The sequence below is a fragment of the Vibrio sp. RC586 genome (assembly GCF_000176715.1).
GTDB lineage: Bacteria > Pseudomonadota > Gammaproteobacteria > Enterobacterales > Vibrionaceae > Vibrio.
Map to the genome: position 1 here is coordinate 433,464 of NZ_ADBD01000008.1, position 14,539 is coordinate 448,002.

The following is a 14,539-nucleotide window of genomic DNA, read 5'->3' on the forward strand; positions in this document are numbered from 1 at the left end:
CTCACTCAGTGCTTTTTTATTACTCGCGATTACAGGCGAGAATCATCTACATCGATAAACTTCTCCGCGGGTTGTGCTTGGCACCAGTCCCATGCTTTTTTCGAGATGTCGTACATGCCTTTGGCGGTATGCGCAAATTCCCAATCATTTAAGCTAATTTCGACGATTTTCTCATCTATCTTATCGAGGAAAGTGCCACTCGAAGCATGGTAGTGTTCACGTAGCGCTTGCTGATTTTGCTCATCGGTAATGCCGTACGCTTCAGGCTGATGTTTTACCGCTCCAATGCTTTCTGCTGATAGGGTCACATCATTGACCATTTGGGAACAAATCATCCATTGTGCTTCTTTCGCCATTGCTTGTTCTGGAGGAAGGTGGTCAAAACTGGGTTTCATTCCTCGCCAAGGTTCATCAAGGCCGAGCGGCATATTGTGTTCTGGGTGGTCTTTCAGCGGAGCGAGCTTTTTGTTCATCTTACGCACTTCGTTTGTCGCTAACTCCCACTCACGTTTGGTTCGCTCAGCTTCTGCTTGCTCCAGCGGTTCCATTTCTCGATAGAGATCTTGCAGTTGCTGCTCGAGCGCTTCGATTTTATTCCAATGGGCGTCTGAATTGTCATTGCGGCTTTGCAGTTCATCGAGCTCAGCCCTTAACTTCTCTTCTTTCTCTTGTAGCGCGTAATACTGCTCTTCGTCATCGTCGCCGTATTGATCCATGCAGGCTTCTAAGCGTGCATCTGTCACCCCGAGCACAGACTTAAATCCATTGCTGTAACAGATCTCATATTGACTCTCATCCCCTTTCATACATTTCTCAAGTAGGCTACGGATGCCTTTAATGATGGTGTCTTCTGGCTTGCCACTGCAGGCGGCCATATCGGTAAAAGCCCCTTTATCTCTCATCCAAGCGATCTGAGTATTGATGCTCAGTTCGATCTGTTTATCCGTCATCTTAATAGCATGAGTTGGGATAGCCAGAGTCAGCGTTGAAACCGCCAGCAGCGTGCGCGAAAGCATAGAAAATTGCATGTTATACCTCGATAGGTGACGTAATGTTCTTATTAAGCCACACCGAAACCACAGAAACTCTGGCCGCTTAGTAAACGATGTAACGCATTTATTTTGTGGTAGATAATGACGTTATTGAACGAAACATCAACAGCGAAAGCATAGAGAAAGCAGTAAGATCACAGATATGAGATTGATGAGAAGAATGGGATGGCATCAACCATCCCTTCTGCTTTATTGAGGATTAACGAAACTGCGGCATATAATCGAGGTTAGCTTCAATCGTCTCTTCCAAGGCTTTTTCTAGAACCGTACCAGTTGTGACCAATGGATTGAGAATCAAGGCTCGGTGTGCTGCATTTCGGTTCCCAGTCACCGCAGCGTCTACGGTAAGCGATTCAAATTCTTTCATTAATTGAATTAAACGCAGAGTATCTGACGGAAACGGTGCAACATTTAATGCCACAGGCCCTGATCGTGTGATCATGCAACTAACTTCAACCGTGCAGTCGTCTGGCAAGCCAGCAATCGTGCCATTGTTGCGCGTGTTCACGTGCATGATGGTACGCTTATCGTTGTAAATGGAGCTCATTAGTTCACATGCTGCTTCCGAGTAGTATTGGCCCCCACGCTTCTCGAGTTCTTTTGGCTTCTCGTTCAATTCCGGATTGCGGTAGATATCAAATAGGCGCTTTTCCATCGCTTTCACAACTTCACCACGTGTGCCTTCGCCTTTGGCCTCTTCTATCTCTTGCTGCATGATGTCTTCGCTTGTGTAGTAGTAGCGAAGGTAAGCACATGGAATCATTCCCATATTACGCAGCAGCTCTTCTGGCCATTCAAACGGAGGAATGTTTTGTGGTACCAAAGGATCGTTGCCAGACAAGATCGCTTCCACCACATCTTGTAGTTTGTCGCGGCCTTCATGCAGAATTTGACGAGCCCAGATAAAGTGGTTTAAACCCGCCACTTGCAATACAAAGTCTTGCTCGTCGGCATCAAGCATTTTAGCGATACCTTTTTGCATGATCACTGGCACGTTACATAAACCAACCGCTTTGACTTTGGTGTGTTTTAGAATTGCTTCCGTCACCATACCTGATGGGTTGGTGAAGTTGAGTAGCCATGCATCTGGACACAATACTTCCATTTCTTGACAGATTTCTAGTGCGATAGGAATGGTGCGGCATGCATTAGCAAAACCACCTAGGCCGTTAGTTTCTTGACCAATCATGCCGTATTTCAGTGATATGCGTTCGTCACGGATACGGCCTTCTAAACAACCTGCACGGAATTGAGAACAGACAAAATCCGCGTCTTTTAACGCTGGTTTACGATCGAGCGTAACGTGGACATTGATGTGAGACATGTTGTTTTTTGCCAACATACGGCGAGTTAAGTCACCGATGATGCTCACTTTTTCTTTGCCATCTTCAATATCGACCAGCCACAGTTCACCAATCGGAAGCTCATGATTTCGTTTGATCAAACCTTCAATCAGTTCAGGTGTGTAGCTTGAGCCTGCGCCAATAATGGTAATCTTTAGGTTTTTTTTCATCGTATTGTTTCTCGTTATGGATAAGACAATCTGATTTAAAAACATAGAGGTTGGCTATACAAACCAATTAAAACTTGTTATGCATTAGCTCTGTTAATTTATCTGAGGCGGAACAATGGATCGAAAACAGCAGATGCTCTCCAACATGTATACTTTTGCCGTTGCTGGTAAATGCCTGAGTTTTACTAAGGCGGCAGAGGAGCTCTTCATTACCCAAGGGGCGGTAAGCCAACGAATTAAGTCGCTCGAGGAGCAACTGGGTTTCAATCTGTTTGTGCGCATGACCCGACGTTTGGAACTGACCAAAGAAGGTGAGCGACTGCTGCATGCGCTGAACCAATCTTTCGAAGTTATTTTTTCTGAACTTGAAGACATTAAATTCAACGAGTTGCGTGGCGAACTTTATATCGGAGTTGCTCCGACGTTTGCTCAGAGTTGGCTATTACCACGTATGGTTGAGTTCCAGCGTTTGTATCCTTCTCTCAATGTTAAGCTGCGAGTGAAAGCCAGCCGATTAGATTTCCAACATGAACCAGTGGATATCGCTATTTACTACAGTGATAGTGAGCATCCGGGCTTTTATCACCAAAGACTGTTTGATGAAGTGTTAGTCCCTGTTTGTAGCCCAGAATACTACGATATACATTTCTCTGAGAATGGTGACTCTGTTAGCCAATTTGCTTCGATGACGTTTATTCATTGCACTGAATCTCTCGAAGCAAGTGAACCCAATCATGAATGGAAAATTTGGCTTGAAAGCCAGAATAATATCGAACTTAAAACACTTGATGTGATGGAAAGAACTTACCTGTTTAATCACTCAGACATGGCGATGATCGCCGCCAAAAATAGTATGGGGGTTGCAATGGCACGAGAGTCATTAGTGCAAACCAGTTTAGCCAATGGTGAACTGGTTGCGCCTTTTGAACGTGTAAGCGCAGGGCGAGGATACGACTTAATTTGTTTGAATGGTCAGCATCATAGGCCGAAAAATGCTGCGTTTATCGAGTGGTTAAGCACCCAACTACACCATTAACCTTGAGCTTCGACCGAACTGTAATCATTGATACGGGCTGGTCTTCAATCACGCAAAATTAGGGGCAGTGGAGGAGGGGCCGCGCGTGATGTTTCCATCACGGCTTGTTCGGCATCACTGGAACTATTCCAGCTTTATCTTTTTATTCTGGATTTATCTGTATTTTATTCATGTACAGCGATTACTTAGCATGTCAATCACTAAAACAACGACACAACGCTAGGTAATTCAATGTCTTCATCTAATCTTGCTCCTGTACTTAAGTACCAGCAGCCAGACAATATCATCATCACCCGTGAGCTCGAAAAATGGCACTTGGATGGTTTATTCGACCGAACCATTGATGCGGTTCGCGTGCCCGGATATTTCTCGCAACAGGCCGCACACGACATCGCTAACCAAATTAAGCGCAGCGCATTCTTTGGTAATTACGTTAACGCGCCGAAAATTGGTCGCATAGGTCAGGCGTTTTTCGAATGTCAGAATGATGAGGTTTCTTTGAGCCGTTATCGTGAATTCGCAAACATCTGGATTAAAGAAATGCGCAAGGAAGTGAGTCCATTTCTTTCTCCAATTGACCGTTTGCGGTTAGAACTTAGTGAAGTGTGGCCTTCACACTGCAACCTTGCCGAAATTGGTGGCCATAAGCTTTTTGCTGGATTAGTTAGAGAGTTCAAAGCGGGCTCTTATGCTGAGCCACACAATGATGTGCTGAGCTGGGACTTGGTGAGCGGAATGCATTCCGGTATTACCAACCAGCTTGCTGCCAATGTGTATTTGGAAACTTCGGAGCAAGGTGGCGAATTACGCTTATGGCACGAATGGCCAGAGTCGAAAGAAGCCTACAACGCGATACGTATTGAAGGCAGCTACGGTGTGAAAGAAGAGCTGCTGAACGGCGGTTATTTGGAAATCACGCCAGAAGTGGGTGAGCTTATTCTATTTAACCCAACCCGCATTCACTCGGTTGAGACAATCCAACAGGGTTCCAGATTGACATGGTCATGCTTCATCGGCTTGGAAGATAACCACAAAGCACTGCAAGTTTGGAGTTAATACTATGACGATACCTAAGTACCTTTCAGATACCTATCGAGCGGAAAGCACCGCTACGATCACTCAGGTGGTGGAAATGGATGACACGGTTGCTGTGTATTGCGACAGCTCTATTTTTTACCCTCAAGGTGGTGGACAGCCGTGTGATCTTGGCAGCCTTGAAATTAACGGTGTCGCTTACCGAGTTCATCACACCGAAACAACAGAAGAGGGGATTGCGCATGTGTTGGAGTCTCATCCTTCACTTCTTGTCTGTAATGGTATGCCATGTATCCAACGCATTGACATGAAGCGTCGCCTGATCAACGCCAAGTCACACACTGCAGGGCATTTAATTTCTCACATCATTGAGGAGATGGATAACAACCTATCACCCGCGAAAGGGCATCATTACCCCGATGATTCCTATATTGAGCTGATTGAGAGTGAGAGAACTAACGATAATTTCTCGGTAGAGCTGATTAACGAGCAGATTAATTTACTGGTTAACCGAGCGCCAAGAGCCATTCAATCTATAGAGCTGGATTTGGCGGAAGTGCAATCACTGAGGCCTTTACTGTGTAAATTCATTCCACAAAGCACCCAAATTCGCATGATCGCTATCGATGGGTTTACTCCCGTACCTTGTGGTGGTACGCACGTTGTGAGTACCACTGAGCTCAATGGTCTTCAAGTGACCCGCATAAAACGTAAGAAAGATCGCATTAAAGTTAGTTATTCAATTCACGGAGGTTAATGATGGATTTCGTTACTGCTCTGTTTTCTATCCTGACCATCCATCTAATGGCTTCTATTTCACCCGGTCCAGATTTTGTTGTGGTGTCTCAAAAAACCCTGCTTCAGGGCCGAAAAGCCGGAATTCTTTGCGGGGTGGGAGTTTGTGTGGGGTTGCAATTTCACATGGGTTATTCCATCGCGGGATTAACGGCGGTGCTTGAGCGTTCGGCGTGGTTGACCCAAGGCATTGGTATTTTTGGGGGGAGTTATCTGGTTTTTCTTGGATATAAATCCATCAAAGGGTCATTCTCTGGCGAAATAGCACCATCAGGTGAACAAGGAAGCGACACCGCTGCAAAATCTGCGTTTTGGAGCGGATTGATCGTGAATATTTTCAATCCCAAGGCGGCGATTTATTTTATCTCTCTTTTCTCCATCATTATTTCTCCATCAATGAGCATTGAGAAATTGTTATTAGTCATTGTCTCGATTATTGCAGTGCAAATGGCGTGGTATTTGACCTTTATTTTCATTGTTACCATTCCAAGTGTTCGGGTGAAGTTTGATAGTAAGGTCTATCTTATCGACCGCGTTCTAGGAGCATTCATGCTCATGATGGGGCTGTATATGATTGCCACTTATTCCATTGGTTAGTCGCAGATGTTTAAGCACCAAAGAAACAGCGTTACACGTTGAGCGTAACATTCACCCTATCCACGGAATGGAAAACCATGACGAAAATTAAAAATATCGCCATTATCGGCGCGGGGCCTAGCGGGCTGTCTGCGTATCTACAACTGGTAAAAGAGCAACACACAGAACTTTCATCGATTACGCTTTTCGACCCTCAAGGGGTTGGAAAAAGTTTCAGTTTTCATACGGATTTGGCCTCGTCTTTAACCAACACCAGTGTCGGCGTTACCTCTTTGTACGCTGATGACAAACTGGATTATTTCAAATGGCTTCGGGATAAGAAGCCAGAACTTAACGTCACTTGTTCTGATTTCATCAGCCGATTTTATTTCAGTGAATACTGCCTAGATCGCTTTCAACAATCGAAAGACTACGCGGCGTCATTTGGATGCTCTACGTTGGTGGAACGCTCGGAAGTGAAAGCGCTAGCGTATAAAAATGAGAGGATGATAGTCACGAATCAATACGACATCGACTTTGTATTTGATGCCGTGATCCTTGCAACAGGTATTCGCACGTCTATCCCAAATGAGATTGAACAAGAGTGTGAAAACTTCATTGCAACGCCTTACCCAGAGCGCCATTTTCTATCACGTGTGAATAATCACAGTAACGTCTTGATCCTTGGTTCAAAGCTGTCGGCCATTGATGTCGCGGTTGCTATTCACAATCACTATCCCGATGCGAACATGACGATGGTATCGCGCTCCGGTGAATTGCCTTCGGTGCGGGACTCATTACTGATTAAAAAACCTAGCCTTTTAGATTTAAATATTCTGAGTCGTTTGAGTGCCCCCTCTTATTATCGAGAAGCGAACGTTGTTGAAAAGCTTGGGCGAGATATTGCTAACTGCAAATCAAATCAGAATGATTGGGAAGACATTGTGGGTCAGTTTATTGAGGAGTTTAATGAGCAGATCCCTTTGATGCCCACGACACGTCAGCTCGAACTTTCTACACAGTTTCACTATTTCATCAAGCACTATGTATCTTCTTTCCCTCTTAAAAATGCCGAGATTGTACTCAAAGCCACAACATCGGGCAGGCTCCACATTATCCAGAAGAATTTGGCTGAATATCTTTGCATTCAAGACAATAAAGTGTGTGGGAACAACGCAGGTGTTATTGAACCCTACGACTTGGTGATTAATGCATCAGGCATCTCTCATAAGCCATTGAACGATGAATTAATTGGAGCCCTTTCTGCATTCTCAGTACGCCGAAATAAATCGGGTGGGCTTAGCCTTGATGCCAGCACAATGAAAGTTCGTTCCGACAATAATGTGGTTCCGCTGTACGTGATTGGTGGACCCGCAACCGGAGAAGTTCCCATCATCAATTACGTGCGCTCTTCCGTTATTCAAGCGGAAAAAATTGTTTCTCATATCGCGATGTCTGATCGCCAAACGAAAATGGGGTTGTTGAGTCATTATGCTTAAATATAAAGAAATCATTGCGTTCTGCATTTTCTTTTCACTGTCTTTTGTCTTTATGTCAAAAGTGGTGAAAAGTGTGGACCCCATTGTGTCGACCTTTATTACCTACGGGTTAGCTGCCGTGTTCTTTTTTATTATCAATGTGCAAAGCCGCCAGGTGATATGGGGGGTTCTGGTTAGCCAAAAGAAGTTGGTTTTAAAAATCAATTTGTCGACATTAATCAATACGGTATTGGCGTTTTATGTCGTGCTTTACATTAGCCCAATCGCCTACATCATGGTGTTTTTCTCAGGGCTGTCGTTTTTCAATATGCTTCATAACCGAAAAGCGATAAGCCACCTTGAGATCTCCGTGAATATCGTAGCGATGGTGCTTGCGATTGCTGTGTCGTTTTTGATTTCAGATGCGGCCCCTCAAGACACCGTGGTTGGCTTGGGGTTAACACTCATTTCAACGCTTTTTGGTGCTTTTTACATGAGAGAAAGTGCGAATTTACACAAAGAAACAGGAATCTCTGCCTCGCAAATCCTCTCAGTCCGATTCTTTTTTGTCATCATTTTATGTGGCCTTTACAGCTTGTTTGTTATTGGTCAGCAAGGTCTAGCCTTCAACGACTTGGCATTACTGTGTTTAATTGCGGTGACAGGCAGCATTGTGCCTTTGTTCTTGATGCAAAAATCGATTAAGAAACTTGGTGCCAAAGTGACAGCACAATTTACCCCGTTGACGCCCATTCTTTGCCTGCTGTTTATGAGCTTGGTAGAAAACCAACGTTTCTCTGTTTTAGAAATTGGCTTAACTCTCCTGATTGCGTTGACAATGCTTTATCAGGCCACTCTGAAAACCGCATGATTTCAAGGATGAAATAAAATGACCCAAGCAATGGTATTTCTCTCAACGAGGCAGTTAACTCAGGTTGATTTTTCAATGCCTCTTTTCAATAGTTATGACCTTATTGTCATCGCTTCAGCTCAAGAACTAGACAAATTGCCTTCGCATATTGCGGCGGTTTTTTCTCGTCAATTTCCAGTATCCATTACGGCAAATGATGGCGTGATCGTCGAATACGATAATCAAGAGATTGCTCATGTTGTGGGTTTGATTCAAGCCTCGTACCCCGATATCGATTTCATCTGTTTTGATGAAGGTAATGTCGAGCTTACACATGCACTGCGTCACAACTCTTTCAATGACAGTGAACTTGAACGGTTTCGAGATAAGGTGACTATGAAAAAATGGTTATCTGCACAACACATCACCACACCACGCTTTTTGGAAACGTTGGATGATGAACAAGGCTATCGTTCTATAGAATCGGTTCTTGGTTCACCTTTTGTGGTGAAACCCAAGCGTTCGGCTGGTTCAAATAACATTTATATCGTTCGCACTGAAGGCGATTTCATCGAGATGAGATCGCAGGTGGGATGTGCTTTCAGCGAATACGAAGTGGAAGAGTATATTGAGGGTGATTTGTATCATTGTGATATCGCGATTTGGCAAGGTGAAAACCTCTTCTCGGAATGTACGGAATATCTATGTCCCACGATAGATTTTCAATCTGGTTCACCGCTTGGCGGAAGGGTTATGGATGTTGAGAATATTTTGCGGCAGCGACTCATCGAGTTTGCCGAAAATGCCTTATCTGTGCTGAAGGCGAGAGATGGTGTTTATCACATGGAAATATTCGTGCGGCAGAATAGCACTCAGGACTTGGTTTTTTTGGAAGTCGGGGCGAGGCCTCCCGGTATGCTGGTGACGACCATGTATGAGAAAGCGACGGGAGTGAATTTGCTCAATCTGGATATTATGATTCAGACACACTCAGTACCTGCTGCATTTCACTTTTCTAGACAACAACATGCGTTCTATTTGGTGTATCCCAAAGGTACGGGGCGCGTTGAATTGCTCAACACCCCTCCAACGCATGATCAACTGAGTATGCGTTTTTTAAATCAAGCCTCGATTGGAGATATACACCAAGGTTGTTTCTCCAACCTCGATTACTGTGCGCACGTCACCTGTTGTGGAAACGATAAATCACTTATCGATCAAACTTTTGAACAGATGAGTCGATTTAAGCCTGTGCATTATGCTGTTAGCTGAGTAGGGCTGCCGCTTGGTTAATTTGCCTTAGGAGCAGCTTGAGTTCATTTTTATAGTCTGACCGAAATTTTTCATCGGTCAGGCTATCGCCGACTCGCCAATAGATGGCGTAAAGAAGCACTTTGGTGATTTTCTCTCGGAGTTCGAACAGTTCAATACTGTTGCCCGGCGCAGAATAACGGCGCAGGAAAGCATGATAGCAATCGTTCATTCTTCGAAAATGTTCCATCACAATCTCTTGATCTGGCTTGATAAACGATAACCCACTTTTGTCTTGCGTAATGTCGGCGGATTCGCTGTAGGCAATACAGTTTTCAATGATAGCGGTGATTTCTGCCAGAAATGCATTTTTACTTTTATCATCGGTTTGCTCTTCGACAAGAGGCAGCCATTTGTTGGAAACTTTGTACCCACGTCCGCGTACAGTCACGATAAAATCTTCGATCATGACGCTCTTTAATACTGCACGAGCTTTGAATACGTATTTGTTGGCGATAATACTGTCTGGACTATCTTCCATATGGAAGGTGGATTTCTGATCTCTGACGATATTGCCTATATCGCTGTAGCTGATTAATGGTGCTTGAAGAGTGAAAAGGTGGTGAAGGAGAACCGAGATCGCCGCATCTTGGATAAAAACCTCTCGTCCAGACGATTTTAGTGTGCAGAGATGAGAATCAAGCGTGACACTTTTCGCGGTTTCTATGTTTTTGAATGTGATTTGACTCATTGTGATCCCTAGCCTCCTTCTGTCACCAACAGCATTTTTTAGTTTTTGCTCTTTGAATCAAAAAGATATCACGCAACCTAGCCTGATGCTATTGCGTGAACAGGCTAATTGATTGATGCCTACCGAGTTCATTCCTATGCCGTCAGCTTTGCGAGCGAAATCGCTTGGGCGTGGTGCCCGTGTGCTTTTTAAAGGTTAAAGTAAAAGCGCGCTCTGATTCATAGCCGACTTGTTCGGCGATGTCATCAATAGGCAGCAGGGATTCTTGCAGCAATTCCTGCGCTTTTTGCATTCGAAGGTGAGTTAAATACTCAAACATCGGGCGGCCAACCAAGTTGGAAAAACGGTTCGCAAAAGCGGCGCGCGACATGCCAATTTGGTTAGCGAGTGATTCGAGTGTCCAACTTTGCTGCGGGTGATCATGCAACAGTTGTAGTGCGCGAGAAATACGTTTGTCGTTCAACGCTTCTAAGAATGGACTGCTTTGTTCACGGCCAAAGTTAATTCGGATCAGCTCAACCAAAATGATCTCGGTCAGCTTGTTCACAATCAGCTCAGAGCCGGGGCCTTGCGATAGGTATTCCGCACTTAACTGATCAAAAGTGCTGCGCAGCCAAGGGTATTTAGCAAAGTCCTTGTCTCGCACTATCGTAACGCGAGGAAACACACTCAATAGTGGTGTCGTCGCCGTGCGCGTGAAGCTGAATGATCCACACAGCAGCAGAGTTGACTCTTCAAAATCTGGCTTCCCCTTAACCGGAGACTGACTGGAAAGTACATGTTCTTGGCCTGGGCCAAGAAAAATCAAATCACCCGCTTCCAAACGCTCAACATCGCCATCGACACTCGCCCAACACGTGCCACGCCGAATCATGTGAAAGCTGGCTTGCTCGGCATCATGAAAGTTTTTTGTCCAAGGAGCTTCGACCTGACTGCAAAAATAGACGCTGCCAGACACCCGTATCGCGCGGAGAATGTCGCTCATCACTTCCATTTAAATTCTCTCTTAGAATGTACGATCGATGTATTAATTCAAGATTATTGTGCATAGATAGTACTGAGCGCAAGCCTTAAAGTAGCACCATACACAACACAACGAGGTCACTACCATGCCGAAGATTGAAATTTACACCAAAAGCTACTGCCCCTATTGCAAAGCCGCAAAACAAACTTTGAACAGCATGGGGTTGAGCTATCGCGAAATAGAAGTCAGTGATAGTCAGGTTTTGTTTAACGAAATGCTTAACCGCAGTCAGCGCAAAACCGTGCCACAGATTTTTGTCGGTGATGTACATATCGGCGGTTATGACGACTTAGTGATCGCGATAAAAAACGGCCAGTTTAAGAAGGCGTTAGCTCGTTAAACAAACACTAGATAACTCAAAAATTAATATATAAATCAGATTGTTAAAGGAATAAATTATGAAAACACTACACAACGCTCAACATCACCCAGCTTGGGTATATTCGTTGGATAAAGTGGCCGATAACGCCGTACGTTTCTCCATCGTTATTGTGCTGGCTTGGATCGGTGCGATGAAATTTACCAGCTATGAAGCAGGTGCGATTGAGGGGCTTGTCGCCTCAAGTCCTCTAACCAGTTGGTTGTACAGTGTGTTTAGTTTACAAGGTGCATCAAACCTGATTGGTTTTGTTGAAGTGGTGACAGCGCTTGCTCTGCTATTCGCTCCAGTACATCGCATCATTGCCGTATTAGGTGCAGCCAGTGCCACACTCACGTTTGCGGTAACCAGTAGCTTCTTGCTGAGTGCTCCAATTACAGAACCAAGCTTAGGTGGTTTCCCGGCTATTTCAGTTGTACCGGGGCAATTCTTGCTAAAAGATATTGTGTTGCTCTCTGCTGCGGTATCACTGCTTGCCAAAGCACTGCTGCGTGATGAGTAATCACGTTTGCAAATAAGGAACACATAAAAAAATCCGCCTTCTAGAGGGCGGATTTTTATTGGCATTTTCAAAGAGGAAGGCTGCCACAGCAAGCTTAGCCTCAAAGTGAATACTTACACGTAATAAGCTTCTACTGTGCCTTTCAATTGGATCAGCATTGGGTTGCCGTAGCGATCTTTCGCTTTTGGTGATGGGATTTTAATCCAGCCTTCGCTGATGCAGTACTCTTCTACATCGGTACGCTCTTTACCGTTAAAACGAATGCCGATTTGGTGTTCAAAGCACTCTTTAACGAAGAATGGGCTGCGTGAGTTGCCTGATAGGCGATCAGGTAAAGCGGGTTTTGTTGTAGTGTCGTTCATTGTATGTGACCTGACTCGATAAAAGTGCGCCATTGTAGACAGAGCCTGCGCACGGTTCAAGTGATGTAAATAAGGGCGAACTTATCATTCGCCCTTGTGCTTTTAATGGCTGCGTTGGGGATGACTCATGGTGTTCCTCAAACGCATACCTTGATTACAGGCGGAAGCGTTGTACCGTGTGCTGTAATTGGCTTGCAAGCTGGCTAAGTTCAGCACAAGATTGCGCTGCGCTAGTGGAGCCTTGCGCCACTTCTTTAGCGGAATCGTTAATGCGTTCGATATTACGGCTAAGCTCTTCACTCACCGAATCTTGCTCACCACAGGCGCTAGCGATTTGAATTGTCATATCGGCAATTTGGCTACTTTGGTAGCGGATCTGCTCAATCGCCTGCTGGGTCTCTTGGCTTTGCTGCACACAGTGGTTGATCAATTCACGGCTGTTGTTGGTTGTTTCGCGTGCTTTTTGTGCACAAACCTGCAAGTTTCGGATGATCTCAACGATGTCACCCGTTGACTGTTGAGTTTTGCCGGCTAGAGAGCGAACTTCATCCGCCACCACCGCAAAACCACGACCTTGTTCACCAGCGCGTGCCGCCTCAATCGCAGCGTTCAATGCTAACAGGTTAGTCTGCTCGGCAATACTGCTGATCACATCTACCACCATATTGATTTGCTGCGCCTGAGTTTCTAGCTCAAGTACACGTTGCTCAGTACGGCCGATCTCTTGATTAACTTGCTCAATCGAGTCGTTCACTGCACGCATTTGTTGTGAACCTAAGTCTGCGTGTTGGCTACTTTCACGAGAAGAATCGGATGCGATTTCGGTGTTACGTGCCACTTCTTCAACGGTGGATTTCATCTCCGTCATTGCTGTGGCAATTTGCATCACTTCACCTTGTTGGATCTGCATTCCCTGTGAAGTCTGCTCAGACACCGCACTCACTTCATCAACGGCATGAGCCAATTGGGTCGCGCTAGTAATGATTTCTTCAACCATTAAGCGCAGGTTGTTTTGCATTTTGCTGCAGGCATCTGCTAGCTCGCCGAGCTCATCTTTACCGATTGTTTCTCGGTCTAAACGGTGCCCTAAGTTGCCTTCAGCAATCGCGTTTGCTTGAGCAACGACTTGTTGCAGTGGGCGGCAGATCAGGTTGGTCAGTAACCAAGTGATAAGGCACATAAAACCCAGAAGAGCGATGATGCTAGTGATGGAAAAGTGAGTAATGGTATCGATCAGCGAAGTGAGTTCGGTGCGGTTACCATCAACATAAGAAAGGTTGAGTTTCAGCAATTCATCAATCGCGACTTCCAATTTTTCATAGGTTGGTCGGGTACGTTGAATGTCTAGTTGTGCTGTATCGAAATCTTTGTTCAGAATATCGTTATTGTAGGAATCGAGCTGGTGTAAGTAGTCTTGCCACAGGTTTTTCACCGGCATAAATACACGGCGTTCACTGTCAGTCCAAATACTACGTTCATATTGATTCAAATCTTTTTCGATTTGCTTGTAGTGGTCGTTCATCCAGCGGATATCGTCAGCGATTTCTGCTGCATCGGTTGAAGACAGTAAGCCGATTTGCGCTCGACGCACAGAAGACATGTCGTATTTAATGCTGTTAACCAACATCATGGAAGGCAGGGTATCGTCAGTGAGGTTAAGCACATCAGCGTTAATAGTGTCGAGTGAGCGGTACAGGTAGCTACCAAATGCTAAGTTGATCAAAGCAATCACAGCAAGTGCGACGGCAATTTTTTTACCGATCGCTAAGTTTTTGAAGAAGGACATAGAGCACGTGACCTAGTGATAAACGGGGTGGCCACTTCCATATGTTAAAGGTGCTATCCAAGTTGCACTTAGCCAAGATGCGTAGAGGCTCTGGCTGAAAATCGGCTCGGAGTATAACACTAATTGCATTAATGGGATGATTTTGCGTG

General features: G+C 45.0%; 15 protein-coding genes. 9 read left to right on the forward strand and 6 right to left on the reverse strand.

Annotation, left to right across the window (positions count from 1 at the left end; translation table 11 throughout):
* Window positions 1-29 precede the first annotated feature (29 nt).
* Window positions 30-1,028, reverse strand: a complete 999-nt coding sequence (locus VOA_RS08540; RefSeq protein ID WP_001160690.1) for a hypothetical protein — start codon at window positions 1,026-1,028, stop codon at window positions 30-32.
* Window positions 1,029-1,251: 223 nt separating this feature from the next.
* The gene (locus VOA_RS08535; RefSeq protein WP_000739871.1) at window positions 1,252-2,565 is read right to left on the reverse strand and encodes a 6-phospho-beta-glucosidase; all 1,314 of its coding nucleotides are present in this window, start codon (window positions 2,563-2,565) and stop codon (window positions 1,252-1,254) included.
* A 115-nt stretch (window positions 2,566-2,680) separates the two neighbouring features.
* On the opposite strand from VOA_RS08535, the gene VOA_RS08530 reads away from it, so the two are divergent.
* From VOA_RS08530 to VOA_RS08500, 7 genes are all read left to right on the forward strand, one after another.
* Complete coding sequence (locus VOA_RS08530; protein WP_000375387.1) at window positions 2,681-3,601, forward strand: LysR substrate-binding domain-containing protein; 921 nt, start codon at window positions 2,681-2,683, stop codon at window positions 3,599-3,601.
* 231 nt (window positions 3,602-3,832) lie between these two features.
* Window positions 3,833-4,657, forward strand: coding sequence for a 2OG-Fe(II)-dependent halogenase WelO5 family protein (locus VOA_RS08525; RefSeq protein ID WP_000099218.1), 825 nt, complete (start codon window positions 3,833-3,835; stop codon window positions 4,655-4,657).
* A gap of 4 nt (window positions 4,658-4,661) precedes the next feature.
* Window positions 4,662-5,393 carry an alanyl-tRNA editing protein gene (locus tag VOA_RS08520; protein WP_000154991.1) on the forward strand — a complete coding sequence of 244 codons (732 nt, stop codon included), beginning with the start codon at window positions 4,662-4,664 and terminating at the stop codon, window positions 5,391-5,393.
* A complete protein-coding gene (locus VOA_RS08515) occupies window positions 5,393-6,028 on the forward strand; it encodes a LysE family translocator (RefSeq protein WP_000968649.1) in 636 nt (211 codons plus the stop codon). The genes VOA_RS08520 and VOA_RS08515 overlap by 1 nt, the downstream gene beginning before the upstream one ends.
* 77 nt (window positions 6,029-6,105) lie before the next feature.
* The gene (locus tag VOA_RS08510) at window positions 6,106-7,506 is read left to right on the forward strand and encodes an FAD/NAD(P)-binding protein (RefSeq protein WP_000161451.1); all 1,401 of its coding nucleotides are present in this window, start codon (window positions 6,106-6,108) and stop codon (window positions 7,504-7,506) included.
* On the forward strand, window positions 7,499-8,356 hold the full coding sequence (locus VOA_RS08505; protein WP_000922390.1) for a DMT family transporter: 858 nt from the start codon (window positions 7,499-7,501) through the stop codon (window positions 8,354-8,356). Before VOA_RS08510 ends, VOA_RS08505 begins: the two co-directional genes overlap by 8 nt.
* Before the next feature lie 18 nt (window positions 8,357-8,374).
* Window positions 8,375-9,607, forward strand: coding sequence for an ATP-grasp domain-containing protein (locus VOA_RS08500; RefSeq protein ID WP_000189525.1), 1,233 nt, complete (start codon window positions 8,375-8,377; stop codon window positions 9,605-9,607).
* On the opposite strand, the gene VOA_RS08495 is transcribed toward VOA_RS08500, so the two are convergent.
* Window positions 9,600-10,337 (reverse strand): hypothetical protein, encoded by a 738-nt coding sequence (locus VOA_RS08495; RefSeq protein ID WP_000078410.1) that lies wholly within the window; start codon window positions 10,335-10,337, stop codon window positions 9,600-9,602. The two genes, VOA_RS08500 and VOA_RS08495, sit on opposite strands and share 8 nt — an antisense overlap.
* Window positions 10,338-10,479: 142 nt before the next feature.
* Complete coding sequence (locus tag VOA_RS08490; protein WP_000453522.1) at window positions 10,480-11,331, reverse strand: AraC family transcriptional regulator; 852 nt, start codon at window positions 11,329-11,331, stop codon at window positions 10,480-10,482.
* A 115-nt stretch (window positions 11,332-11,446) separates the two neighbouring features.
* Between VOA_RS08490 and grxC the strand changes: the two genes are divergently transcribed.
* Complete coding sequence (gene grxC, locus VOA_RS08485) at window positions 11,447-11,701, forward strand: glutaredoxin 3 (RefSeq protein WP_001124147.1); 255 nt, start codon at window positions 11,447-11,449, stop codon at window positions 11,699-11,701.
* A 58-nt stretch (window positions 11,702-11,759) separates the two neighbouring features.
* Window positions 11,760-12,242, forward strand: coding sequence for a YkgB family protein (locus tag VOA_RS08480; protein WP_000853801.1), 483 nt, complete (start codon window positions 11,760-11,762; stop codon window positions 12,240-12,242).
* Between the two features lie 113 nt (window positions 12,243-12,355).
* On the opposite strand, the gene VOA_RS08475 is transcribed toward VOA_RS08480, so the two are convergent.
* Both VOA_RS08475 and VOA_RS08470 read right to left on the reverse strand, forming a co-directional pair.
* Complete coding sequence (locus VOA_RS08475; RefSeq protein WP_001000493.1) at window positions 12,356-12,604, reverse strand: DUF3297 family protein; 249 nt, start codon at window positions 12,602-12,604, stop codon at window positions 12,356-12,358.
* Between the two features lie 154 nt (window positions 12,605-12,758).
* A complete protein-coding gene (locus VOA_RS08470; protein ID WP_000007669.1) occupies window positions 12,759-14,390 on the reverse strand; it encodes a methyl-accepting chemotaxis protein in 1,632 nt (543 codons plus the stop codon).
* Window positions 14,391-14,539: the final 149 nt, after the last annotated feature.

Bases quoted from the DNA above. Each gene is read 5' to 3' on its own strand.
- VOA_RS08520 (WP_000154991.1), top strand. From the start codon at position 4,662: ATGACGATACCTAAGTACCTTTCAGATACCTATCGAGCGGAAAGCACC.
- VOA_RS08510 (WP_000161451.1), top strand. From the start codon at position 6,106: ATGACGAAAATTAAAAATATCGCCATTATCGGCGCGGGGCCTAGCGGG.
- VOA_RS08475 (WP_001000493.1), bottom strand. From the start codon at position 12,604: ATGAACGACACTACAACAAAACCCGCTTTACCTGATCGCCTATCAGGC.
- VOA_RS08540 (WP_001160690.1), bottom strand. From the start codon at position 1,028: ATGCAATTTTCTATGCTTTCGCGCACGCTGCTGGCGGTTTCAACGCTG.
- VOA_RS08490 (WP_000453522.1), bottom strand. From the start codon at position 11,331: ATGGAAGTGATGAGCGACATTCTCCGCGCGATACGGGTGTCTGGCAGC.
- VOA_RS08535 (WP_000739871.1), bottom strand. From the start codon at position 2,565: ATGAAAAAAAACCTAAAGATTACCATTATTGGCGCAGGCTCAAGCTAC.
- VOA_RS08515 (WP_000968649.1), top strand. From the start codon at position 5,393: ATGATGGATTTCGTTACTGCTCTGTTTTCTATCCTGACCATCCATCTA.
- VOA_RS08500 (WP_000189525.1), top strand. From the start codon at position 8,375: ATGACCCAAGCAATGGTATTTCTCTCAACGAGGCAGTTAACTCAGGTT.
- VOA_RS08530 (WP_000375387.1), top strand. From the start codon at position 2,681: ATGGATCGAAAACAGCAGATGCTCTCCAACATGTATACTTTTGCCGTT.
- VOA_RS08525 (WP_000099218.1), top strand. From the start codon at position 3,833: ATGTCTTCATCTAATCTTGCTCCTGTACTTAAGTACCAGCAGCCAGAC.
- VOA_RS08495 (WP_000078410.1), bottom strand. From the start codon at position 10,337: ATGAGTCAAATCACATTCAAAAACATAGAAACCGCGAAAAGTGTCACG.
- grxC (WP_001124147.1), top strand. From the start codon at position 11,447: ATGCCGAAGATTGAAATTTACACCAAAAGCTACTGCCCCTATTGCAAA.
- VOA_RS08505 (WP_000922390.1), top strand. From the start codon at position 7,499: ATGCTTAAATATAAAGAAATCATTGCGTTCTGCATTTTCTTTTCACTG.
- VOA_RS08470 (WP_000007669.1), bottom strand. From the start codon at position 14,390: ATGTCCTTCTTCAAAAACTTAGCGATCGGTAAAAAAATTGCCGTCGCA.
- VOA_RS08480 (WP_000853801.1), top strand. From the start codon at position 11,760: ATGAAAACACTACACAACGCTCAACATCACCCAGCTTGGGTATATTCG.